This window comes from Paraburkholderia hiiakae (assembly GCF_904848665.1).
Taxonomy (GTDB): Bacteria; Pseudomonadota; Gammaproteobacteria; order Burkholderiales; family Burkholderiaceae; genus Paraburkholderia; species Paraburkholderia hiiakae.
This window is the reverse complement of the sequence record NZ_CAJHCQ010000020.1, coordinates 55,682-77,500: the sequence shown is the minus strand read 5'-3', so window position 1 is coordinate 77,500 and position 21,819 is coordinate 55,682. Positions and strand designations below refer to the sequence as shown.

Here is a 21,819-nt window from a genome sequence, read left to right as displayed (position 1 = left end):
CTGACGTCGCCCCCGATGACAAAAAAGCCCCTTTTCAAGGGGCTTTTTGCATAACCGGTTAGCGATTCGAAGGGCAATTTCGCACCGTTGTTCACGGTTCCCGAAAACGCTCACCTTCCGGCAACTCGCGCTCGCTCGCGCAAGGTTTCGATTGCTAACACCTGGTACTCGGCAATATTCGCATCCTTTAACCTGGGACTACCAGGAAAATCTTGCGCGCTGGAACCAGGCTCTCCTGTCCATCGGGAGCCCGAAACTTCCGCGGTAGACAAGCGGTGACGGTGATTGCGGCATACGTTGTCAATGAACCGTTGCGATACCACGCACGCCGCTCCCGAATCTTCTCACCTATGAACGCGCCGCCGCGCTCAGATCATGAAGCGGCTGTCTTCGACGAGCACGCGCGGCAAAGGTTGAAGGTCAGCGCGCGCGAAGCGCACCAGCGAGAAGGCGCGCAAACCCTGCGGGCTCGCCGGCAGGCGCGCGAGTGGAAACACGATCGAGGCGCTGTTGTCGGGGCCGCCGTTCGAAAGCAGGACATTCATGGGACTCAGGCAGATCTCGCGCATTTCAACGTTCGTGTATTGCGCGGGATTCGCGAGCACCCTGCAGATTACCGTGAGCTGATGTTCGAGCGCTTCGCTCTTGAGGCCGAGCGCGGCGATCTCGCTCTCGTTCTGCGCAATCTGCGCTTCGACCTTCGCCACTTCGGCGACGTTTTGCGCGGCAAGCTCACCCAACATGCGCTGCGTGCCCGCACCCTGACGCGTGAGCAGTTGCAGGCGCGTTCTGAGGAGCGCGCGCTCCTGTTCCAGCACATCGCGGCGCGACTCGTCGGCGCCGATCTGCTCGAGGCCTTCGAGTGCGATCTGCTCGACAACGCGCTCCACGATCTGCTCGCGAAGTTCGCTTTCAGTTTCGCCGCACACGCGCACCTGATGGTCGTCGAAGCTCAGCGTAGTCTGCATGACATCGGTGTGCACCTCGTCGCCATACTGCTCGACACCGAAGGCACGACGCTCGTTCAGAGCCATGCCGAGCACCGCGTAAGTCTCGCGCGCAAGCGGATGACTCTCGAACCATGCATGCAGTTCGGGCGAGCGGCTTAGCACATGGCCGACCTCGTCGGGCGCGGCGAAAAACGCGTGGATATAGGGATCGCTCGACCAGGTCGCGGCGCTCGCTTCGCGCGCGGGCGGCATGCAGTCCACCACGTCGCGCACATACGCGACTGACTGCGCGAGCGCGGGCACAAGCCGTTCGCGCCACTCGGGCACGAGCTTGAGCACGGGGCTGAGCACGAGCAGACGCTCGATCAGCGTCTGGATTTGTGGCGATTCCGGCGCCTGCTTCGCGCGGGCGCGCGGCCAAAGCCAGTCCAGGATACCCATGGAAAACTCCGTTGCAGACCGCTTGCGCGCGGCGGCGGTGAAACGTAGGCGCACAACGAAACCTCTTGTGGCGGTTGACTATACCGCGAATTACAACCCGCTCGCGGCGACGCTGCCGCAGCGCAGCAACGGCTCGCGTTACGTTCCTGTTCCCGGAAACACTCACCTTTGCGTTACTTAACGCGCGCCACATGGGACAGAACCTGGCCGCCGAAGTGTCAAACGGTGCGACGAAAAACCACGCGCCGCACACCGCAGTGAGCCCGCTCTCCCGCACATTCTCACCTTTGGTTTTCTTTACGGTGCTCACCTTGCAACGCATGTTTGTGCAGTGCTTCGGCGCCACCGTTCCCATAGGCACTCGCCGTTCAGCGTTGCCGCGCAAGCCTGCTCCCGAATACTCTCACCGTCAAACAGCGCCTGTATATTAATTTCCAATCCGAATTAATTCACCGACTCCCTCGATCTCATCACCGGCTTTCCTCTGTTTTTCAGCAAAACGTCGCGCATGCGATGAAACGCGATGACATGTCAACGAGCGGGCCGCACGCATCGGTGAACATTCGCGCGCAGACGTTCAGCCGTCCTCAAGCATGTGTTCGCGCCCGAGGCCGTGCCGCCCGGTTTCCGCACACCGCTGCTCACTGCACTAGGTTCAGCGACGAAATGTACGGCCACCTGCGCGCTCTGCTCGGAACAATACCTACGTGGACCGCGCTCAACGGAACGCTCGCGCGCTCGCAGTCGAATCACAAGATCACGGATCTCGGCACCGAGTTCATCGTGGGCCAGTTCATGACCGACGCGAAGAAGTACGTGGAAGTGGGGGCGTCAACCATGCCGCAAGTCGAGGTGAAACGATAGACGGCACGCGCGTGGTCGCGCTCACCTACGTTTCGCCGAGCGGCAGGCCGCAGTTCTCCGCGAAGAAGCAGACGCTCGGCCTCGACCTGCGGGATCGGCATTTCCGCACTGTCGAAGCCTGCGGGGACGACGGCCAGATGTTCGAGAAAATCGTGATCGACAGTATCGCGCCGAAGTCTTTCGACGACGAGGCATTCGATGCGAAGAGTCCCGGCTACAAGTTCAAAAACCTGGTCCGAGAGAGCAAAGGTGAGGCTTTTCGGGAGGAGCGCATCAAGTTCGACTCCTGGAACTCCTCACCTATCGTTGTATCGGTGAACTCACGATGCAGTGAATGGCTCACCGCCGCACGCGCTCAACGATACTTCTGCAGCTCGGCATCGGTGATCGGTTGTGCCGGCAGATTCAGCATGCCCGGCAAGTCGCCCAGCTTCGGCAAGCCACTGACGTTGGCCCAGCGACCGCCCGAACCTTGATAAATAAGCGTAGGCGTACCGTCGAAACCGAGGTCCTGAAAGAGCTTGATGTTGTCGTCGAGCTTGTTCTTGTCGGCGGCGGAAATGTGCGCGAGCGGTGCGATACCGCCCGATTCGTCCTTCTCCGAGTAGTGCGTTTCCAGCTCCTTGAGCAGCGCAGCGCCGTCTTTCGCCTCCAGCAGCGCGGCCGCCTTGCCCGCCGAATCGGGCTTCAGAAAGCCCATAGGAATCCAATGCACTTGCAGGCCCACCGCTTCATACGGTTGCAGCGCTTTCCACACCAGGTGACAGTAAATACAGTTTGGGTCCATGAAGACATAAAGCGTCGATTTGGCGTTTGACCCATTCGCACCTTCGACGATCGCACTTGCATGCTGCAAACTCGCGGCGGCCGTTGCGGGCAACCAGGTGGGTTCAGGTGCGTCGGCCGCCATGGCGCCAGCGCTCAGGGCCAGTGCGCCCGCGGCGATCAGCATGCGTGTGAACTTCTTCATTCTGTTCCTTTGTCCTGGATAGCGCGTCACGTCTCGCGCCCTGTAAAGCGAAGGCTCGTATCTTAGGGTCGGGCCGTGGCGCACGCCTGACGCCAATATGGCAAAGGCGTCAGGTTATCAGCAAAGGTGAGAGTTTGCGGGAGGCCGTCGAGCCCTAGAACTTGAAGCGCAACTGAAACCCGATGGTAAATGGAAGATCGTCAGAAGGTATCGGCGGAATGACGATGAAGTTCACGCCCACGCGCTTGTACGCGACCATCACGATCGGCGCGACCACGGGCCCGATCGTATGGTCGTGGCCGAGGCCCCAGTTGCCATAGTTGTAGCCGGAGATGATGCCGCCCATCGCCGCGAGCCGCACGAAGCCCCAATGGAGGAACTCGGGCGCCCACACCGCGCCGCCATAATACGAGGGCCGCCGCAGCGAATTGCGAAAGCCGCCTGCCGTGAGCGCCCACGTGTCGCCTGGCCAGCATTCAATGCCGAGGCCCGGGTTGAACTGTTCGAAGTCCTTGTCGGGATGGATGTGGTACGAGCCTACCATCGCGTCTACCCAGAGGCCCGAACTACACCAGTTTGCCGCGTGCGCCGACTGCGCCGTGCCGAACTGCAGCAACGGCAAGAGCAGCAGGGCAACCGCCGCGCCGCCTTTCGTTTTCTTCGCGTTCGTTGTCGCGTTCGTTGTCGTTATCGTTGCTGCGCCACCTTGCTTCTGCCAAAACCGCATGGGCTCTCCGTCCTTTATTGCGCCGATCCGCGAGGGCGGTCGTCTGTTTTCTGATTGCTGGTTCGCGGTGAATGACGAACTGTACCGCAACCCGATACGCGCGCAATGGAGTCCAGGCTCGGATCGGGCGACTCGCTCGCCGCTTGCATGGTGCCAGCGGCGCGAGTCGTCCCGATGAAAGCAAAGCGTCAGAGGCCGAGGTCCGAGAGGCCCGGATGGTCATCGGGACGGCGCCCGAGCGGCCAGTGGTAGAGACGATCCGCCTCGCGGATCGGCAGGTCGTTGATCGATGCGTGACGGTGCGCCATCAGACCGTTCGCGTCGAATTCCCAGTTCTCGTTGCCGTACGAGCGGAACCAGCTGCCCGAATCGTCGTGCCACTCATAGGCGAAACGTACCGCGATGCGATTGTCCGTATATGCCCACAGTTCCTTGATCAGGCGATAGTCGAGTTCGCGCGCCCACTTGCGCGCGAGAAATTCGACGATCGCCGCGCGGCCCGTCACGAACTCGGCGCGATTGCGCCACACGCTTTGCGGCGTGTACGCAAGCGAAACGCGTTGCGGGTCGCGCGTGTTCCAGCCGTCTTCTGCGGCACGCACTTTCTGCATGGCGCTCTCGCGCGTGAACGGCGGCAGCGGCGGACGCACTTCGGGCGAATCACTCATGGTCTTGCTCCTTGCGTTGGGCAGCGCGCCGGGACGGTGCGCGTAATGGGGTCCGGCTTCGGGAATGACTTCGGGAATCGGAAGCGCCTTTTGGCGCGAGTACTTCGAGCAACGATCGGCCTGCCGCGCGCGCGTCGAGCGCCGCATCGGCGTCGCCGCTCACCAGCGCCACGCCGATCGCGCCGTCGATCAGGATCAGCCATTGGCGCGCGAGCCGTGCTGCGACACGGCGATCTACACCGGCGCTCGCGGCCCACGCATCGCTTTGATCGCGCACGAAGGCGAGCAGGCGCTCCTTGTGTTCGCGCGCGACCACGCGCACGGGGTCGTCACGCGACGCGATTTCGCCAGCCGCGTTGAGAAACGCGCAACCGTGAAAACCTTCGGACGTGAACCACTCGCGCAATACGTCGAACATGCCGATGAGGCGTGCCTGCGGCGTGCGTCCGCGCGCGAGTGTGCCGGCGATGAACCACCGCATCCAGCGCTCGTCGCGCCGTGAGAGCGCAGCCGCGACCAGCGCGTCCTTCGATTCGAAATACGTGTAGAAGCTCTTGCGCGCCGCACCCGCCGCGCGAACGATCGCATCGACGCCCGTTGCGTGAATGCCACCCGCGTAGATGAGCGCCTCGGCGGCGTCCAGCAGGCGCGCGCGCGCGTCGGCCTGCGGCGCTTCTGTGTTCGCTTCGTGGGTGGTTACAGCGGGCGGGCTCATGGCTGGTCTCTTTCAGCGCGATTGCGGCGGGATCACGATAGTCGGCGGGAGAATGAACGTTCTCCAAGCTCGCAATGTAGAACGATCATTCTCCCAAGTCAAGATACCTTGCTGTTGCGCGTGCTGCGCAGCGCGCTTATGCGATCCCAAAGCGCACGCCCCGAAACCGCGAACACGGCGGCCACGACCAGCGTGAGGCCCAGTACGCGCGTGGGAGTCAGCGGCTCGCCGAGCAGCACCGTGGCAAGCGCCACGCTCGACACCGGCGCCACGGCCGTAAAGACCGCGGCCTCGCCGCCTGGCACACGCGCCGCACCCGCGTACCAGAGCCAGAATCCGCCGACTGTCGGCACGAGCGCGTAATAAGCCACGCCGAGCACGGCATGCAACGGCACGCTGTGGGTCGCGCCAAGCCAGCCGGGTAGCGCGCACACGCCCGATACGACGAAGCCGATTCCTGTCATCGCGCTAGCCTGCGCGAGCGGCGGCCACGGCCGCGAAAGCCGTTTGTTTAGCAGGACGAACAGGCTTTCGCACACGACTGCGCCGAGTATCATTGCGTCGCCCGTGAGCGAGCGCGCGCCTTCGCGGTGCTCTCCGGGCGCGAGCGTGACCATCGCCACGCCGAGGCTCGCGATCGTCACCGAAACGAGGGTACTCGCGCGCAGCCGCTCGCCCAGCACCAGCGCCGCCGTCAACGCGCAGACGGCGGGAAGCGTGCCGAGGATGATGCCGGCGTCGCTCGCGGAGGTCCGCTGCGTGCCCGCGATCAGCAAGACCGTATAACCGACGCTGCCTATGGCGGCCTGCGCGACGAGCAACAGCGCGTCGCGCAGGCCAGGACGCGGAAACCTGGTGCCCGTGAGACGCATGAGCAGCAGAAAGACCGGCAAAGCAAAGGCGAAGCGCAGCGCGGTGCCGGTCAGGGGATCGAGCCCGGCGCCGATGGCCTTGCTAGCAATGACCGTGCTGCCCACGGTAAGCATGGCCGCTGTCAATTGCCAATGGGCTACGGATCGGGGCGAGAGGGTTAAGCGCCGCGCGCTTTCGCGCGACGGCAATCGTATCGACATGGAGCGCTCCTCGTGGTGATACGCCTGTATATGCCTACCACGGCGCGTCGTCTTGGATCGTTGTGCGTCAGCGCGGCAGGCGCATGCGACTCATGCTGCGCGCGCGAGCCGGTAGCGCCCCGGCGAAACACCGAACTGGCGCGCGAAAGCGCGATTCAGGTGGCTCTGGTCGCAGAAACCGGCGGCCAGCGCGGTCTGCGCCGGGGCAGTGCCCGCCTTGAGCAGACGCCGCGCGAGCGCCACGCGGCGATGCAGGATGTAGCCGTGCGGCGCGACGCCGAACGCACGCAGGAAGCCGCGATGGAGTTGGAAACGGCTCAGCCCCGCCGCCTGCGCGAGTTCCGCGAGCGAGAACGGCTGGGCCGGATCGGTGTCGATCATGTCGCGCACGCGCGCAAGCGACGCCGGCGAGCACCGCGCGAGCGCGCGCCGGTGGCCGAGCGCCTTGACGAGCCGCGTCATGACTTCGAGCGCGGCGGCGTCGAACGCCATGTGGGAGAGGTCACCGTTTTCGTCAGTGACATGGGCGAAGGCCGCATCGAACAGCGCGCGCAAACGCGGCTCGCTGATCACCGGCGCGTGAAGTGCGAAAGCAGCGTCGCCGCCCTGTGTGATGTCGGCTTGCAGCGCGTCGATCCAGCGCGGCTCGAAATACAGCATGCGCCACGTGCGCCCCGCGGCGTCGAGCGGGCGGCCATCGTGCACCTCGCCCGGATTGACGAGGATGAGGTCGCCCGGCACGGCCTCGACCTGACCCGCGTCGCTCAGCGAGACATGGCCACCTCGATCGATTACGCCAATGCCGTACTGGTCGTGCGTGTGACGCCCGAACGAGCGCACGGTCGCGGCCGTCATCGCGTCGACGTCGCTCACGAGCGTGGCGTGAAAACGCACGGCGTGGTTCGTGGCTGGCATGGATCGGCTCTCCGCGCTTCGGGCTCCAATGGGCGTATGAAACCCGAGTTTCGCGCGGCGCGCAATGTGCGCGTGACCCGGACGGGCAGTCCTGAATGGACAATTGCGATCCGTCCCCGTCGCGATATGCTTCGCGAACCGGATGGAAGAAACGCACGCCGTCAAACGTACACATATCAGTGTCGACGAGTTCAGGGAGCAGAAATGAAAGACCAGCCGTCTGTGTCGCTTGCGCGCCTCGTTCGCGGCTCGCGCCGTGCCTTCTGCATGGCGCTGTGTGCAGCGAGCCTCGCCGCGTGCACGCCGCTGCGCGTGGTCACGCACAGCGTAAGCCGCACGGAAGCCGACGTACCAGCGGGTCGCTACGCGATGGACGCGCATCACTGGAGCGTCATATTCGACGTCGATCACTTCCACTACTCGCGCTTCGTCATGCGCTTCGACCGCGCGCAGGCAACGCTCGACTGGACGGCGGGCGGCCTCGAAACGGCCACGCTCGACGCGGTGATCGACGCCACGAGCCTCGACACCAACGTGAGCGCGCTCGACGCCATGGTGAAAGGCCCGCAGATGCTCGACGTGCAACGTTATCCGGAGATCCATTTCACGAGCACGCACTTTACGCGCACGGGCGAGGGGCGCGGCACGCTCACGGGCAATCTCACGATACGCGGCGCGACCCAGCCGGTCACGCTCGACGTCACCTTGAACGGCTATGCGCCGAATCCGCTCACGAAGCAGCCCACGCTAGGCTTCGCCGCTACGGGCCACTTCAACCGCTCGGCGTTCGGGTTGACGAGCTGGTATCCCGCCGTGGGCGACGAGATCGACGTGCGCATCGAAGCCGAATTCGAGCAGCCGGTGCTGGAACAACCGCGCTAAAACCGCCGCGCGTTCAGGCCGCGGTCCAGTCGAGAATCACCTTGCCACTCTCGCCCGAGAGCATGGCCGCGAAACCCTTCTCGTAGTCGTCCACGTTGAAGCGGTGCGTAATGAGGGGCGAAAGATCGAGCCCGCTCTGCAGCATCGCGACCATCTTGTACCAGGTCTCGAACATCTCGCGGCCGTAAATGCCCTTGATTTCCAGCCCCTTGAAGATCACCTGGTTCCAGTCGATGGCGGTTTGCGCGGGCGGAATGCCGAGCAGCGCGACCTTGCCGCCGTGGTTCATCGACTCGAGCAGCGCCGTGAACGCGCTCGGCACACCCGACATTTCGAGGCCCACGTCGAAGCCTTCGGTCATGTGCAGTTCGTTCATCACATCGCGCAGCGACTCGCGCGAAACGTTCACGGCGCGCGTCGCGCCCATCTTGCGTGCGAGTTCGAGCCGGTAGTCGTTGACATCCGTGATGACGACATTGCGCGCACCCACGTGCTTCGCGATCGCGACGGCCATGATGCCGATCGGCCCCGCGCCCGTAATCAGCACGTCCTCGCCCACGAGGTTGAACGACAGCGCTGTGTGCGTGGCATTGCCGAACGGATCGAAGATCGCCGCGAGATCGTCGGAGATCTCGGGCGGAATCTTGAACGCGTTGAAGGCCGGAATCACGAGATACTCGGCGAACGCGCCTTCGCGGTTCACGCCGACGCCCGTGGTGTTGCGGCACAGGTGGCGCCGCCCCGCGCGGCAGTTGCGGCAAAAGCCGCAGGTGATATGCCCTTCGCCGGACACGCGGTCGCCAATCTGGAAACCGCGCACCTCCTGGCCCATCTCGACGATTTCACCCACATATTCGTGGCCCACGTGCATCGGCACCGGAATGGTTTTCTGTGCCCAGTCGTCCCATTTCCAGATGTGGATGTCCGTGCCGCAAATCGCCGTCTTGCGGATCTTGATCATCACGTCGTTATGGCCGACTTCGGGCTTCTTCACGCGCGTGAGCGTGAGGCCGGGCGCGCGTTCGAGTTTGGCAAGTGCTTTCATTTGATTCGCAATCCTTGTTAAATCACGCCGAGCTGCTTGCCTACGCGCGCAAACGCCTCTACGGCCCGCCCGATCTGCTCGGGCGTGTGCGCGGCGCTCATCTGCGTGCGAATGCGCGCGCGGCCCTTCGGCACGACGGGATACGAAAAGCCGATTACGTAGACGCCCTCGTGCAGGAGCGCGTCGGCCATTTTCGTGGCGACCTGTGCGTCGCCGAGCATCACGGGAATGATCGGGTGCTCGCCGGGCACGAGCGTGAAGCCGAGCGCGCTCATTTCGCGGCGAAACTGCGCGCCATTCTCGCGCACGCGGCGGCGCAGTTGCGCGCCTTCGTCGCTAGCAATCAGTTCGAGCACGGCAAGCGAAGCGGCGGCAATGCTCGGCGTAAGCGTGTTCGAGAAAAGATAGGGACGCGAGCGCTGGCGCAACAGGTCGATCACCTCCTGCTTCGCCGCGATATAGCCGCCCGAAGCGCCGCCCAGCGCTTTACCAAGCGTCCCGGTGATGATGTCCACGCGCTGGAGAACGCCGCAGTGTTCGGGCGTTCCGCGCCCATGTTCGCCGATGAAGCCCACCGCGTGGGAGTCGTCGACCATCACGAGTGCGTCGTAGCGGTCCGCGAGATCGCAGATGCCCTTGAGATCGGCAATGATGCCGTCCATCGAGAACACGCCGTCGGTGGCGATAAGCTTGTAGCGTGCGCCGGCTTCATCGGCTTCTTTCAGCTTTGCTTCGAGATCCGAAAGATCGTTGTTCTTGTAGCGATATCGGCGCGCTTTCGAAAGGCGTACGCCGTCGATGATGCTCGCGTGGTTGAGTTCGTCGCTGATGATGGCGTCGTCTTCACCGAGCAGCGTTTCGAAGAGGCCGCCGTTCGCGTCGAAACAGCTGGAATAGAGAATGCAGTCTTCGCTTCGCAGGAACGTGGCGAGCGCGCTTTCGAGCTGCTTGTGCACGGTTTGCGTGCCGCAGATGAAACGCACCGACGCCATGCCGAAACCGTCGCGCTCGAGGCCGTCTTTGGCGGCGGCGATGAGACGCGCATCATTGGCGAGGCCGAGGTAGTTGTTCGCGCAAAAGTTGAGCACGTCGCTGCCGTCCGCTAGCCGGATATCGGCCGACTGCGGCGTGGCGATCACGCGCTCGTTCTTGTAGAAGCCATCTGCGCGGATCTGGTCGAGCGTCGCGCGCAAGTGGTCGAGATACGGGGTACGCATGAATCGTGCTCCTCACATAGCTGCGGCTTGCCGCAGTTTGCTATAGTCGCCGTCAGCTGTTGGCGAAAATTTCCGTTATTTCGAACCCAAGTTCGATATGTCGAACGCACTCTAATCGATGAGGCCGTGAATGGCAAGCACCCGCAAACCGCGCGCCGCACCGGCGAACGTCGTTTCTGACGCGCCCGCGTCGGCCGCAACTGGCGCACTGCCTGCATCGGCCGTACCAGCCACCACGCCGCCGCGCGTGGGCGAGCAGATCCAGCGGCTGCGCTCCGAGCGCAAGATGACGCTCGACGACCTCTCGCGCGCCGCGGGCGTCTCAAAATCCATGCTATCGGAAATCGAGCGCGACAAGGCGAACCCGACCATTGCCGTCGCCTGGCGGCTCACGAATGCGTTGGGCGTCAAGCTCGATTCGCTGTTTGCGGCCCCGAAGGCGCCCGAGGCGATCGCGGTCGCCGGGCCGCACGACATCCCGACGCTGCACGGTCACGACGCCGGTTACCAGTTACGCGTATGGGGGCCGATCGAGCTAGCCGGCAACTTCGAGTGGTACGAGCTGACGCTGAAGCCCGGCGGGGCGCTGGTTTCGGCCGCGCACGAACCGGGCACGCGCGAGCATCTGACGGTGTTGCAGGGGAGCATCGAGGTCGAAGCGGCTGGCGCCACGCAGCGCCTGAAGGCCGCAGACACGGCGCGCTATATCGCCGACCAGCCGCATGCGATCCGCAACGCAGGCAAGGGCGAGGCGCGCGCACTGCTGGTGGTGATTCACGGCTGACAGCCCGCCTCACCGCTAGCGCTGGCCGAATGGACGATGCTGCGCGATCGGTCCGACTACTGTATATTTATACAGTGAAAGTCCGACTGGAGACGTCAATGTCCCTCCCAACCGAACTGCGGCGCGAGCACGATCTGGCGGCTTTGCGCTTTCAGGCTGCCGCACGCGACCTCGAACTCATCGTGCGCAACATCGCGCAGCGCTATATCGCACGGCTGGTGCCGCTCACCTGGCGACTGCTGCATGCCATCGAGGCAGAAGCGCTTGCTGATCTCGGCTTCGCCAGCCGCCACGACGCCCTGATGCTTGGCCTCTTTCAACGGCCAGGCGACCTTGCCTGGCCGGAAACCGACGAAACAGTCGACTTCGGGCAATCCAACGCGCTGCCAGCTGTATTCGCGTTCGCGGTCTCGGCCTATGAACGTGCCGCGCAATGCGCGGAAGCATCGCGCCAACAGGCAAGACGCAACGACGCTATGCGGCGTGCCAGGGGCTGGGGTGGTTGATCGCATGCAGGGGACGCGTTGCACGGAACGATTGCAGCGCGATGATCCTGCTATCGCTATAATGACCTCGTAACGCAACTAACGGAATGATAGAGATGGCGTCCTCCACTTCCTCACGCGACCTCTTCGACCAGCAACGCCAAGACTGGCAGCGTGACCCCGCCGCCGCGTTCGACGCCTGGCTCGCCTCGCAGGATTTGCGCCGTTCCTCCGCCGAGGTCTATCGCGTGCAATGGGGACGCTTTCTCGAATGGCTCGCGCTCAAACGCAAGACGATCATGACCGTGGATACCGGCACGATCGCCGAATTCGTCGCTAGCCTCGACGTGAAGAAGCCGCAGCGGCTGCGTTATCTGCGACTCATCGAGCGAGTGCTCGATCACGTGCGCGAAATCGAACTTGCCTCCACGAACCCAGCGCGCTTCATCGCCCAGGACGGCGAAGCCGCGTGGCGCAACGCGCGCGAGAACGAGCCGACTGGCTTCCTTACGCCCAATGAACGCGCCGCGATCATCGGTCAGTTGTTTTCGCCGCTCGTCGAGCCCTCTGCCGCGAAACGATGGCGTGAACGCCGAGACCGTGCGCTCGTCGCCATCTTTCTGGGAGGCGGATTGAAAACGGGTGACGCCATCGCGCTCACGCTCGACTGCGTGGCGATCGGCTCGGAATCGGTCACGATCGAAGCCGCCAACCCGGTGTTTACGCGCGTCACGCGACTGACGCCATTTGCCGTCGATGTACTTGGCGCCTGGCTCGAAGCGCGCCGGCTCGCCGGATTGCCTGGACAGCTGGTGTTTCCGGGCTCGCCTTCGGGGCGCCCCATGCACAAGGCCACCGTGTTGCGCGCCATCGACGCATTGATGGAAGCAGCGCGCGTGGCCGAAACCCGCGCCGAGCGCGCGAGTCCGCAGACCTTGCGCAACACTTTCGCAGCGGACCTGTTCGAGCGCGGCGTGGATACCGATCAGGTAGGGCAGTGGCTCGGCTTCCTGCAGCCGATCTCCGCGGGGCGGTTGCATCGCGCATGGAAAACGTGGGCGGAACGCGAGGCGACGCAACACGCTTCAGCGGAAAGCGACGAGGCGTGAAACGCCGCGTTGGCGGGCGATCGGGCTCTCGCCGGACGCGGGCGCGGCTCCCGTAAAAGCTCACGTATCCAGGCCAGGCTGACTTCACGCCTGGTCCAGTCAGCGCTCACGAAGCCTGTTCGTGCGAATGCTTGCCTGCCATGAAGCGCGCGTACGCCGCAAACTTCGACACCCCCGTCCCCGAGGTGTGCTCGCACTCTGGGCAAGTGAATTCGAAACCATCGTCCACTTTGGACAACTCCGGTTCCCCTTCGTGACAGTTAGGACAACGCGCAGGCAACGCAACGTGTCCATCGACCGAAGTGCCAAGGCTCGCCAGCTCGGTTTCGCCTAGCCGGCCCGCCCCGGCGAGTGAACAGAGCAACGCCGCGACCGACGCGTCGAGGCCTTGCTGCCCACGCAACGCCGTGACCTGCCGGGTGAGCGCGTCCACTTCGTCGGATCGCTCGCGCAGCACGGCGTCGAGCCGGTCGGCGCGGCCCTTTGCCGTCGCCAATTGCTGGATGAAATCGAATTCCTTCTTGCTGGCATCGCGCTGCGCCGCCTGCCACGTCGACGACATCGAGCGCAAGGAGTCCAGTTCGACCAGCATGGGCTTGACGCGCCGTTCGGCCTCGGCGAGCGCATCCTTGATCTGTTGCGCATAGTGCTCGGTGCTCTTGCGCATGTCTTCGTGCAAGGCGTCGATGCGATCGCGCAAACCGGCGTTGGTCGTCTGTTCCGCCTCGACCCGTTTGCGCAGAGCGTCGTTTTCCGTTTCCAGACGTTGTACCAGCACGTCGCGGGTGCCATACGCTGCGGCGCCCTGCGCGGACGCCGCGGCAAGCTGGCTTTCGAGTTCGCGCACCCGCTCATAGGCCGCTTCCACGCGTGCTTCGCTGCGTTGCAGCATTTCATCGGCGGCCGAGCGGCGAGCTTCGGCCTCCCGGGTCGCCTGTTCGGCATTGAGCCGACCGGCTTCGAATTCCGTGCGTTCGGCCTGCAGGGCATCGCCTGCGAGCGCCAGCGCTTCCTCGAAAAGCGCGCCAAGCAGTTCGCCGGCGCGTTCTTCCAGTGCGGGCGGAATTGCCCCAGCCCCCACACGCACTTTTGACGTCGCGCGAATGCGCTGCCAAAACAGCTCGATGTCTTTCGGGATATCGCTCGCACTGCCCGTCTGGGTCAACTCACGGACAGCCGCCATCGAAGGCTTGATTTCGAAATCGAAGAACAAGCGTTTGCAGGCATGTAAGGAAAGCTCCTGCCTGCGTGCTCCGTTGTTGCGCAAATTTTCAATTTCTTCGCGGATTGCCTGGCGGTCCTGGTCTCGCATATTCGTCTTCTCGGCAGGGGAGTGGACGGATAATAACAAATTACGTTCTATTTGCTACGTTTTGAGCGTCGAGATTGCCGGAGGTGGCCAAATCGCGTTCCGCAACGGTTTTCTGTCGGTGCCAGGTGAGCGTTGCTGGGTCTTTCCGTGAAACAAATCGAAGTTTGTTTCATAAGCCCTTGTAAACGCGCGAGTTTTTGGCTTGATTTTACGGCTATCCGTTGTTTCACGCGAGCGGGCCCGAGAACTTCCTCGGGCGGTTGGATTGGAATGTGGATATCTCGGGTAGCTCGCAGGGGAATTCTTGCTTGAGAGATATAAAAGTAAACACCCTTGATACCGGTTAAAAACGTTAACGCCACGGCAAATCCTTACCTGGTGGGGCTTTCCGGCCGTTCAGGTGAAGCTTTACGGGACCCTGGGTGAGTGCCTGCGGGAAAGTTGGGTGACGGGCTTCGGGAACGCCGGTGAGCCACTGCAGGAAAGGACGTGAGCGGGTTCAGGAGCGGGGCGATTCTTGACTTCCCGGCAAGGGTGAGGCAATGCGGGAGGCCGCGGACGGGCAGGTCACGCGTAGCGGGGCTCGGCTGCGGTGTTACGGAAAATGCAACGGTGAGCGGGTTCGGGAGCGGCGATTCGCGCCATTTTTCGGCTAAATCGAGGGGCTAAAGTGCTTGGGGTGAGAGGTATCGGGAAAAAATGCAGATCGAAGGTGAAGTTTTTCGGGAGCCAAAGCCCGAAATCGGGCGAAATGGGGACCTTGAGGGTCCAAAGGTGAGCTTTTTCGGGGGCATGCATGCGATCCGGGTGGATCTCCCCGCTGCTTACAGCTGGTTCCCGGGGACTTTCCGCGGCGCAAGGTGAGGATTTTCGGGAGATTTCCGCAGTGCCGCGAAACCAGCGGCGTCCGCCCGGTCCCGGATGGATAAGGTGAGGCTTTTCGGGGGCCATTTTCTGCAGATTTCATACCCAAGGTGAGAAAATTCGGGAGAAAGTTGGCGTTCACTGCGCCGCAGACGCCGAGATTACGCGGGTACGGATGGTGTTTCTCTCGGTTGAAATCCTGCTTGGGTGAGATTATTCAGGAGCGCTCTTTCGGCAAGCGCGCATTTGTCCGCGTGTTCTGTCTTCGCGTGAGGTGAGGTAATTCGGGAGTCGACAGTACATTCTCAGACCTGCCACGCGTGTGGATAAGTCACGGAATCCATTGGTTTTTTCTTTCCAATGCCATGAGTGGTGAGAGTTTACGGGAGGCGCCGCGACGGTGCAGCGCAACCGCACCTGGACGCAAAAGGTGAGAATTTTCGGGAGTTGCTGTCGTCTGGCCGCCGCAGCGACGGCCTTTCGGAGCGGATCGATGTGTCTAGCCGCCGCGGCAACAGGTGAGATTTTTCGGGATACGTCGGGGCGCGCATTGGCGAACCCTCGACAATTTGGACCTTCGATCGCCGTATCAGCCAGCCTTTGCCCACACAATTTGGACTTTATGCCGGTCTTACACGAGTGCCGCGCCGTGTTTTGCTGCAGCGCGATAGCATCGCAGGGGATCGTTTAGCCAGAGACCGGTCGAGAGTCTGGAATTTGGCTGCCAACGACGGACTTTTCTCACCGGCCGCACGAAAATATTTTAAGGTGAGCCGATACGGGAATAGTTGGCGACCCTTGGCACACCGGCGGAAATGTGGGATCGGGCCGGACCGTGCATGACGCAAAGCGCCCCGCTGGATGGGCGTCTGGTCAAAGGTGAGGCAATACGGGAAGGTGTCGCGGTGAGCGGTGCGCGCGATGTGCGCATCACCGGCAATGGTGAGAGAGGCCCTATAGACGCCTATCACCACAGACGGTATCCTTTCGCGAAATTCTCTCCTCGACCCGACGCATGGCCACGAAGCGCGTGAAAAAGACCGATGTGGTAAGCCCCAGCTCGGCGGAATTGCGCAAGGCCGTCGAGGCGATCGCGATCCAGCCGAAGAGCGGCAAGATCACCCTGCTGACCCGCAAGCTGTTCAACGTCCTGCTGGCCGTCGCCCAGCAGGCCGACGAGTCTGGCGATACCTACCGTGCGCTGCTTTCCGACATCGTAGCCAACTCGGCGTTCGATTCGAACGATACGGCGCTCGTGAAAGAGCACCTGCGACGTATGGTGTCGGTGCAGGTCGAGTGGAGCCAGGGCACGTCGAGCCAGAAGCCCGGCCGCAAGTGGGGTATTTCCACGCTGATTGCGGACGCGGAAATTCTTGAGGATCCGCAAACCCGCCGCGTCTGGGTGGAGTTCTCGTTCGCGCCGAAGATCAAGAAGAAGCTGCTGGATCCGGTCCAGTACGCCCGTCTGAGCCTGCAGTTCCAGAGCCAGTTGCGCAGCAGTGCCGGGCTTGCGCTCTACGAGATCTGCGTGCGCTATCTGACCAACCCCAGCCATCTGACGATGCGCGAGACGTGGGAGTGGTGGCGCCCGATCCTTTCCGGTACTCCGGACACCGAAGCCGGCGACGAAGCCAAACGCGAATACAAATATTTCAAGCGCGATTACTTGCGGCCCGCGATTGCCGAAGTCAACGCGGTGACGAACATCTTCGTCGAGTTGATCGAGCATCGCGAGGGCCGCCGTGTCGCCGAAATCCAGTTTCGCGTGACCGAGCGCAAGCAGCCGATGCTTGCGCTCGACGAGCATCCGAATGTGTTCGACAGCACGCTCGTCGACCGCATGGTGAAGATCGGTATTCCGCTCAAGGAGGCGCAGTCCCTTTACGCCGACAGCGAAGAAAACCGCATTCGCGCCGCGTTGCAATTGACCGAGCAGCGTATGCGCAGCACGAGCTTGCCGCCGGTGCGCAGCGCTGCGGCGCTGTTCAAGGACGCGCTGAAGAAGGGCTATGCGCCGCCGGTCGAGACTGCGGCGGACGCCGCACCGGCCGTTGGCCGCGGGGCGGCGGCAGCGGTAGCAGCCGACGACCGGAAGGCGCGGCTGCTCGATGAATACGCGGCCTATCGGCGCAAGGAAGCACGCTCGCTCTACGAGGAGCAGGGCGACATGGAGCGCGAGCTTGCGCGTCAGTCGTTCGAGACGGATGAACTGCCGGGGCTGGGGTCGCATTTGCGCGATGACTGGCGTCGTCGCGGGCTGGAATCGAAGCTGGCCGATACGGCGTTTTTTGACTGGCTTGCGCGCAAGACCTGGGGCGAACCAACCGACGGCGATTTGCTCGCGTTCACGCTGGGCCAGACTCGCGCGGCCTGACCGTCATGTGCGGGCCGGCCCGCGCAATGCGGCGGTGGTGGTGAGGCCGTTTGGCCGATTTGCGAGGCGAACGATCCGGTCCCATCATCGACGGCCTGCCTGATATATGGCAGCCGTCGACAAATTTTCCAAACTTATTTCGTCTTTAAAATCTGCTCGATCTGCTGAAGGATCGCGTCGCGTCGATCTTTCGCGAGTCCCTTCAGGCGCAACTCGAGCCGATCGTCCCCGTACGACTTCAGGTCACCGACGGCCACACCATCCAGTTTGATCTCCAGCCGTTGCGCGTAGCGTTGCCGCCCAGCCGGCTTCGGGCTTTCCTGCGCGCTCGCGCGGCCTTTCACGATATCCGCTACCTGACGCGTGCTGAGGTCGTCGGCAACGATGCGGTTGATGAGACGCAGTGTGGCGTCGGTCCCGCGCGCGCCGTGATAACGCCCGACCTGATAGGCCATGTTCGAGCCAAACCGGTCCGGGCGCGCCACCATTTCCTGCATGACCAATTCCGGCAACTTGCCGATCGACAGCGCAACCGCAACCGTCGATTCGTCGAGGCCGAGGTGATCGGCAAGCTCACGCTGACTCTGAAAATGCTTTTCGTCGATGAATCGCTTCCACACTACCGCGTTATCGAACACGGTTTGCGAATCGCGCTGAACGTTCAGGTCGTAACCGAGCTTGTAGCTCTGAATGCCGATCGGCAGATCGACGACGATCGCCTTGACGACTTCCTTGTTCGCCTCTTTCAGTGCCCGCACGCGACGGCCGCCATCGCTCACGTAGTAGCTGCCCGGCGCCGCGTAGTCGGGAATCACATGGATTGCCTGCTGCTGCCCTTGCTTCGCGAGATTGACAGCCAGTTCTGCGATTGAGGCCTTCAGATAAAAGTGACGCGGATTGAAGGGGCTTGGCTTGATGTCCTTGAGCGGCAACTCGATGATTTGCCCCGGACGGTAGCCGTGTGCGACTCGCCAGGCGTGGTATTCGGCCGACTCGTTCTCGAGGCCGGGCGCGTCGTCGAGAACGGTCTCGGCCGCAGATTCGAAGCCAGTCACAAGGGCAGGCTGACTCGAGCGCCCAGCAACTTCTCGCGTTTTTGGCTTGTCCTCGACGAGCCCGTCGATGGCGTTGAGGCGGTCGAGTGCCGTGCGCTTTTCGCTGCTCGTCGTATCAGGCCGAGCCTGAAAGCCTTTGGCGAATTGGGAGGGTTTCATTCAGGGTCCTTTATGCGCATAAAGTCAGGGGAGCATCGCCGCGATTTCGTCGGCGCATGCGCGCACTTCCACTGCGGCAAGGCGAGCGCCACGGTCGTTCATTTGCAGAACCGTCTGGCCCAATGCCATCGCCTGCTTGTACGCCTCACGTGTGGGAATCTGCGTTCTGAGCAGTGGGAAACCGAGTTCTTCAAGGGCGCGCTTCAGCTCGCGTGTGAGCATGCGCTTCTCTTCGGTCTTGTTCAGCAGGAATACGGCGCGCAGATCTTCGTTCATGACCTGGGCTTGCTGGATGAGTTTCACGAGACCAACACTCGACCAGTAATCGGCCGGAGAGGACGAAGTCGGAATGACGGCGACGGTCGCGGCCAACAGCACCACGCCGGAGACCTTCTCGGTGATCGACGGCGGGCAGTCCACCACGATCACGTCGTAGTCGTTGATGAACTTCTTGATCTCCCGGTGGATCTGGCCACCGGCCTCGGAGAGATTGACCACCGGGAACGGGATGCCGCTGTCACCATCGGCTGACGCGCTGGCCCAATGGATCAGCGTGTTTTGGCCGTCCGCATCCACGACGAGCACCCGCTTCCCCTTTTCGTGGAAGGCCGCGCCGAGATGCATCGCGATCGTGCTCTTACCGACCCCGCCCTTTTGTTGCGTGACTGCGATTATCTCTGCTGCCAATTGGTATTCTCCTTTTTGCTATTAGCTTGGGATTTTACCTGGAATGTTTTTCAGTTCAATGATTTTTGGCGGAATTCGCAGCCGAATTAGCCATTCGGACTAGGTTTATGCGCATAAAGCTGGCGCGAAGGTATGGAGATGCTGTGAAGCGGTCGCGTGCGGTTGTGGCGTCCCCTCGACGACGCCTCCGATGCGTGGCGCACATCGATGAATAGCACGCGCACCGAAAGATAACCGCGCGTGCGTCACTGCTCTTTATGCGCATAAAGTCAGCCCCACGCCCGTCGCCTTTCCACCTCTCACAAGCGCGTGACCGAGAGACCTCACCGCGAATCCCTTGCGCGGCCACATGGCAGCAAACCTGGTAAAGGAGTCAGGCCTTTCTCGACCGAGACTTCAAACGCCTATCAGCCCACCCCCGGTAAAATCACGATGATTCCCCGGCCTCACCGAGGCTCGCCCACCACTCCCCTCTCGTACGTCAGGCGTCATGATCACGATCTACCATAACCCCCGCTGCTCCAAGTCCCGCGCGGCTTGCGAACTGGTGTCCGCCTCGACGGCGAACGAACCAGTCGAAGTAATCGAATACCTAAAGGAGCCGCTCACCGTCGACCAACTACAGGCGCTGCACGCGATGCTAGGCGGCCCGCTGCTCGACATGATCCGCACCGGTGAAACCGAGTACACGGAGCTCGGTCTTGATGCACTTGGTGTGACAGATGATCAGTTATACGAAGCAATCGTGCGGCATCCGATTCTGTTGCAGCGACCCATCGTCGTACGCGACGGCCGCGCCGTGATCGGCCGCCCAACCGAAAACGTCGCGGCACTACTCGGTTGAAATCGCTGGGTTGCTCACGCGCTAAAAGCGAGCGAATCGCGAGCGCCCGCGTGCATGGACAAGACGCAATCAACGCCATGCACGCGTGGAAATTGCATATTTGCTAACCTGCAGACGAATCCCACGCGAGGCCCGTATCCATCGGCTCTCCACGCAAGTTGTCCACAAACTTATGCCCAAAAACTGTGGATAAATTCGCGTTACCCCCGGTTATCCACAACGGCGCGCGGTTACTGGCCAGGCCCGCGCGCGTGGGCGTCGGCGGAATGCGCGCGCGTCTATGATGATGTTTCTTTTCGATGCGCATCGCGCGCACCTCCGAGGAAACCGAAATGGCCTACAAGATCGCAGTTGTGGTTGGCAGTCTCCGCAAGGATTCATTCAATCGACAACTCGCGCACGCAGTGACGTCGCTGGCCCCCGCTGAATTCACTTTCGAGTACCTGGACATCGGTGTGCTGCCGCTCTACAGCCAGGAATACGACGCGGACTATCCCGAGGTGGCGCGCCGCTTCAAGCAGCAGGTCGAAGCCGCCGACGGGCTGCTCTTCGTCACGCCCGAATACAACCGCTCGATTCCGGGCGGGCTGAAAAATGCGCTCGACTGGGGTTCGCGGCCGTGGGGCGCGAATGTGTGGCGCGGCAAGCCGGGCGCGGTGCTCGGTACGTCGCCGGGGGCGACCGGCACGGCGCTTTCGCAACAACATCTACGTAACGTGCTCGCCTATCTCGACGTCGTGGTGCTCGGTCAGCCCGAGATGTTCATCAAGCACGACACGAACCGCATCAACGAGAAAGGCGAGATCGTAAGCGACGACACGCGCAAGTTCCTGCAACGCTTCGTCGATACGTACGTGGCCTGGATCAAGCGCCAACTCGGCCGCTGACGCCTGATCACGCCGAACGCCCCACTGCGAGAATGGGTTCAATGCAACGTGCGACGCTGCCCCGGCATGTCCTTGTGATGATCGGGCGTGTCTTCCTCGTATTCGAGGAATTCGTCCGGAATCTGCGGCGCGGCGCCCGCGGCGGGCCGCGTCGCTTCGGGCGCGGCTGGAACGTCCACATGATGTGCGCCCATCACCGCTCCGGCGCCGGGCGCGCTTGCGGCAGTGAGCACGGTCGCCTCGGCCTCGCTCGTCTGCCGCATCGGTTCGACGGTGGGGTCGAGCGTGGGCTCGACAGCGGTTTGTTCGCGCGCGGCTTCCGTTTGCGCGCCACGGCGGCGCAGGGCATCGGCGAACTCGGAGAGACCCAGTTCATCGAGCGCCGAGTGCTCGCGCGCGACTGGACTGTCCGTCGCTGGCCACGCCCACGGTGTGCCGCGCAGCGCGACGTCCGTCGCGTGCTCCTCGCGCAGCGTCTCGTACGCGAGATTGGCGTGCGCCTCGTCGCTCACATGCACGCCGATGCGCACCGATTCGCCCGGCGGCGGCGTCATGCCGGTCTGAGCCTCGGTGGTTCGGCGCACGTCGCCCGTCGTCGAGAAAAAACTTCCCACGAGCCGCTCGATGCCAGCGAGCACGCCCTCTGTGCGCACCGGCAGGTCGATGTCGCTCGCCGCGAAGCCGCGTTGCAGCAGCGCGTCCTGCGCATGGCGTGCTTCGTCGTAGGTTTGAAAAACGCCGGTCACGGTCTGTTTCATGGCAGCCTCCTTCGCCAGATGGTGACGCCCGCTT

General features: G+C 62.8%; 21 protein-coding genes and 1 pseudogene. 9 read left to right on the top strand and 13 right to left on the bottom strand.

Translation table 11 applies throughout. The annotated features are described in order from the left end of the window. Positions 1-368 precede the first annotated feature (368 nt). Positions 369-1,391, bottom strand: a complete 1,023-nt coding sequence (locus tag JMY28_RS30030; protein ID WP_201699547.1) for a hypothetical protein — start codon at positions 1,389-1,391, stop codon at positions 369-371. Between the two features lie 191 nt (positions 1,392-1,582). Here JMY28_RS30030 and JMY28_RS30025 point away from each other — a divergent pair, with 191 nt between their 5' ends. Both JMY28_RS30025 and JMY28_RS39115 read left to right on the top strand, forming a co-directional pair. Then, positions 1,583-1,822 (top strand): hypothetical protein, encoded by a 240-nt coding sequence (locus JMY28_RS30025; RefSeq protein ID WP_201699546.1) that lies wholly within the window; start codon positions 1,583-1,585, stop codon positions 1,820-1,822. 82 nt (positions 1,823-1,904) lie between these two features. Then, positions 1,905-2,419, top strand: a pseudogene (locus tag JMY28_RS39115) (DUF1571 domain-containing protein); the annotation flags it as partial. A gap of 191 nt (positions 2,420-2,610) precedes the next feature. Here JMY28_RS39115 and JMY28_RS30015 read toward each other — a convergent pair. From JMY28_RS30015 to JMY28_RS29990, 6 genes are all read right to left on the bottom strand, one after another. Further along, positions 2,611-3,225, bottom strand: a complete 615-nt coding sequence (locus JMY28_RS30015) for a thioredoxin fold domain-containing protein (protein ID WP_201699545.1) — start codon at positions 3,223-3,225, stop codon at positions 2,611-2,613. Positions 3,226-3,379: 154 nt separating this feature from the next. Next, the gene (locus JMY28_RS30010; protein WP_236597110.1) at positions 3,380-3,952 is read right to left on the bottom strand and encodes a hypothetical protein; all 573 of its coding nucleotides are present in this window, start codon (positions 3,950-3,952) and stop codon (positions 3,380-3,382) included. A gap of 188 nt (positions 3,953-4,140) precedes the next feature. Further along, positions 4,141-4,620 (bottom strand): nuclear transport factor 2 family protein, encoded by a 480-nt coding sequence (locus JMY28_RS30005; RefSeq protein WP_201699544.1) that lies wholly within the window; start codon positions 4,618-4,620, stop codon positions 4,141-4,143. Next, a complete protein-coding gene (locus JMY28_RS30000) occupies positions 4,613-5,335 on the bottom strand; it encodes a TetR/AcrR family transcriptional regulator (RefSeq protein WP_201699543.1) in 723 nt (240 codons plus the stop codon). The genes JMY28_RS30005 and JMY28_RS30000 overlap by 8 nt, the downstream gene beginning before the upstream one ends. Before the next feature lie 98 nt (positions 5,336-5,433). Further along, entirely contained in the window at positions 5,434-6,321 is an 888-nt protein-coding gene (locus JMY28_RS29995) for a DMT family transporter (RefSeq protein ID WP_236597109.1), read from the bottom strand. A 177-nt stretch (positions 6,322-6,498) separates the two neighbouring features. Next, positions 6,499-7,323 (bottom strand): AraC family transcriptional regulator, encoded by an 825-nt coding sequence (locus tag JMY28_RS29990; protein ID WP_201699541.1) that lies wholly within the window; start codon positions 7,321-7,323, stop codon positions 6,499-6,501. A 267-nt stretch (positions 7,324-7,590) separates the two neighbouring features. Between JMY28_RS29990 and JMY28_RS29985 the strand changes: the two genes are divergently transcribed. Then, on the top strand, positions 7,591-8,205 hold the full coding sequence (locus JMY28_RS29985; protein WP_236597116.1) for a YceI family protein: 615 nt from the start codon (positions 7,591-7,593) through the stop codon (positions 8,203-8,205). Between the two features lie 13 nt (positions 8,206-8,218). On the opposite strand, the gene tdh is transcribed toward JMY28_RS29985, so the two are convergent. Next, positions 8,219-9,250, bottom strand: coding sequence for an L-threonine 3-dehydrogenase (gene tdh, locus JMY28_RS29980; protein ID WP_201699539.1), 1,032 nt, complete (start codon positions 9,248-9,250; stop codon positions 8,219-8,221). A gap of 17 nt (positions 9,251-9,267) precedes the next feature. Beyond that, entirely contained in the window at positions 9,268-10,467 is a 1,200-nt protein-coding gene (locus JMY28_RS29975) for a glycine C-acetyltransferase (RefSeq protein ID WP_201699538.1), read from the bottom strand. A 130-nt stretch (positions 10,468-10,597) separates the two neighbouring features. Between JMY28_RS29975 and JMY28_RS29970 the strand changes: the two genes are divergently transcribed. From JMY28_RS29970 to JMY28_RS29960, 3 genes are all read left to right on the top strand, one after another. Continuing rightward, complete coding sequence (locus JMY28_RS29970) at positions 10,598-11,251, top strand: helix-turn-helix domain-containing protein (protein WP_201699537.1); 654 nt, start codon at positions 10,598-10,600, stop codon at positions 11,249-11,251. 98 nt (positions 11,252-11,349) lie between these two features. Next, positions 11,350-11,757, top strand: coding sequence for a DUF2471 family protein (locus tag JMY28_RS29965; RefSeq protein ID WP_201699536.1), 408 nt, complete (start codon positions 11,350-11,352; stop codon positions 11,755-11,757). Between the two features lie 95 nt (positions 11,758-11,852). Beyond that, positions 11,853-12,845: a tyrosine-type recombinase/integrase gene (locus JMY28_RS29960; protein ID WP_236597108.1), complete on the top strand. Its 993-nt coding sequence runs from the start codon at positions 11,853-11,855 to the stop codon at positions 12,843-12,845. Positions 12,846-12,951: 106 nt separating this feature from the next. On the opposite strand, the gene JMY28_RS29955 is transcribed toward JMY28_RS29960, so the two are convergent. Further along, positions 12,952-14,157, bottom strand: a complete 1,206-nt coding sequence (locus JMY28_RS29955; protein ID WP_201699534.1) for a DNA-binding protein — start codon at positions 14,155-14,157, stop codon at positions 12,952-12,954. Between the two features lie 1,879 nt (positions 14,158-16,036). On the opposite strand from JMY28_RS29955, the gene JMY28_RS29950 reads away from it, so the two are divergent. Beyond that, positions 16,037-17,395, top strand: a complete 1,359-nt coding sequence (locus tag JMY28_RS29950; protein WP_201699533.1) for a replication initiation protein — start codon at positions 16,037-16,039, stop codon at positions 17,393-17,395. A gap of 134 nt (positions 17,396-17,529) precedes the next feature. Here JMY28_RS29950 and JMY28_RS29945 read toward each other — a convergent pair whose 3' ends face one another. Then, positions 17,530-18,609 (bottom strand): ParB/RepB/Spo0J family partition protein, encoded by a 1,080-nt coding sequence (locus JMY28_RS29945; RefSeq protein WP_201699532.1) that lies wholly within the window; start codon positions 18,607-18,609, stop codon positions 17,530-17,532. 24 nt (positions 18,610-18,633) lie between these two features. Continuing rightward, complete coding sequence (parA, locus tag JMY28_RS29940; protein ID WP_201699531.1) at positions 18,634-19,296, bottom strand: ParA family partition ATPase; 663 nt, start codon at positions 19,294-19,296, stop codon at positions 18,634-18,636. A gap of 490 nt (positions 19,297-19,786) precedes the next feature. Here parA and arsC point away from each other — a divergent pair, with 490 nt between their 5' ends. Both arsC and JMY28_RS29930 read left to right on the top strand, forming a co-directional pair. After that, positions 19,787-20,140 carry an arsenate reductase (glutaredoxin) gene (gene arsC / locus JMY28_RS29935; RefSeq protein ID WP_201699530.1) on the top strand — a complete coding sequence of 118 codons (354 nt, stop codon included), beginning with the start codon at positions 19,787-19,789 and terminating at the stop codon, positions 20,138-20,140. A gap of 332 nt (positions 20,141-20,472) precedes the next feature. Further along, a complete protein-coding gene (locus JMY28_RS29930; RefSeq protein WP_201699529.1) occupies positions 20,473-21,027 on the top strand; it encodes an NADPH-dependent FMN reductase in 555 nt (184 codons plus the stop codon). Between the two features lie 38 nt (positions 21,028-21,065). Here the strand turns inward: JMY28_RS29930 and JMY28_RS29925 are convergent, their stop codons facing one another. Next, positions 21,066-21,785 (bottom strand): hypothetical protein, encoded by a 720-nt coding sequence (locus tag JMY28_RS29925; protein ID WP_201699528.1) that lies wholly within the window; start codon positions 21,783-21,785, stop codon positions 21,066-21,068. Between the last annotated feature and the right edge of the window lie 34 nt (positions 21,786-21,819).

Excerpts from the sequence above, each read along its gene's own strand:
- JMY28_RS30030 (WP_201699547.1), bottom strand. The coding sequence starts at position 1,391 with ATGGGTATCCTGGACTGGCTTTGGCCGCGCGCCCGCGCGAAGCAGGCG.
- JMY28_RS30025 (WP_201699546.1), top strand. The coding sequence starts at position 1,583 with ATGGGACAGAACCTGGCCGCCGAAGTGTCAAACGGTGCGACGAAAAAC.
- JMY28_RS30015 (WP_201699545.1), bottom strand. The coding sequence starts at position 3,225 with ATGAAGAAGTTCACACGCATGCTGATCGCCGCGGGCGCACTGGCCCTG.
- JMY28_RS30010 (WP_236597110.1), bottom strand. The coding sequence starts at position 3,952 with ATGCGGTTTTGGCAGAAGCAAGGTGGCGCAGCAACGATAACGACAACG.
- JMY28_RS30005 (WP_201699544.1), bottom strand. The coding sequence starts at position 4,620 with ATGAGTGATTCGCCCGAAGTGCGTCCGCCGCTGCCGCCGTTCACGCGC.
- JMY28_RS30000 (WP_201699543.1), bottom strand. The coding sequence starts at position 5,335 with ATGAGCCCGCCCGCTGTAACCACCCACGAAGCGAACACAGAAGCGCCG.
- JMY28_RS29995 (WP_236597109.1), bottom strand. The coding sequence starts at position 6,321 with ATGCTTACCGTGGGCAGCACGGTCATTGCTAGCAAGGCCATCGGCGCC.
- JMY28_RS29990 (WP_201699541.1), bottom strand. The coding sequence starts at position 7,323 with ATGCCAGCCACGAACCACGCCGTGCGTTTTCACGCCACGCTCGTGAGC.
- JMY28_RS29985 (WP_236597116.1), top strand. The coding sequence starts at position 7,591 with ATGGCGCTGTGTGCAGCGAGCCTCGCCGCGTGCACGCCGCTGCGCGTG.
- tdh (WP_201699539.1), bottom strand. The coding sequence starts at position 9,250 with ATGAAAGCACTTGCCAAACTCGAACGCGCGCCCGGCCTCACGCTCACG.
- JMY28_RS29975 (WP_201699538.1), bottom strand. The coding sequence starts at position 10,467 with ATGCGTACCCCGTATCTCGACCACTTGCGCGCGACGCTCGACCAGATC.
- JMY28_RS29970 (WP_201699537.1), top strand. The coding sequence starts at position 10,598 with ATGGCAAGCACCCGCAAACCGCGCGCCGCACCGGCGAACGTCGTTTCT.
- JMY28_RS29965 (WP_201699536.1), top strand. The coding sequence starts at position 11,350 with ATGTCCCTCCCAACCGAACTGCGGCGCGAGCACGATCTGGCGGCTTTG.
- JMY28_RS29960 (WP_236597108.1), top strand. The coding sequence starts at position 11,853 with ATGGCGTCCTCCACTTCCTCACGCGACCTCTTCGACCAGCAACGCCAA.
- JMY28_RS29955 (WP_201699534.1), bottom strand. The coding sequence starts at position 14,157 with ATGCGAGACCAGGACCGCCAGGCAATCCGCGAAGAAATTGAAAATTTG.
- JMY28_RS29950 (WP_201699533.1), top strand. The coding sequence starts at position 16,037 with ATGGCCACGAAGCGCGTGAAAAAGACCGATGTGGTAAGCCCCAGCTCG.
- JMY28_RS29945 (WP_201699532.1), bottom strand. The coding sequence starts at position 18,609 with ATGAAACCCTCCCAATTCGCCAAAGGCTTTCAGGCTCGGCCTGATACG.
- arsC (WP_201699530.1), top strand. The coding sequence starts at position 19,787 with ATGATCACGATCTACCATAACCCCCGCTGCTCCAAGTCCCGCGCGGCT.
- JMY28_RS29930 (WP_201699529.1), top strand. The coding sequence starts at position 20,473 with ATGGCCTACAAGATCGCAGTTGTGGTTGGCAGTCTCCGCAAGGATTCA.
- JMY28_RS29925 (WP_201699528.1), bottom strand. The coding sequence starts at position 21,785 with ATGAAACAGACCGTGACCGGCGTTTTTCAAACCTACGACGAAGCACGC.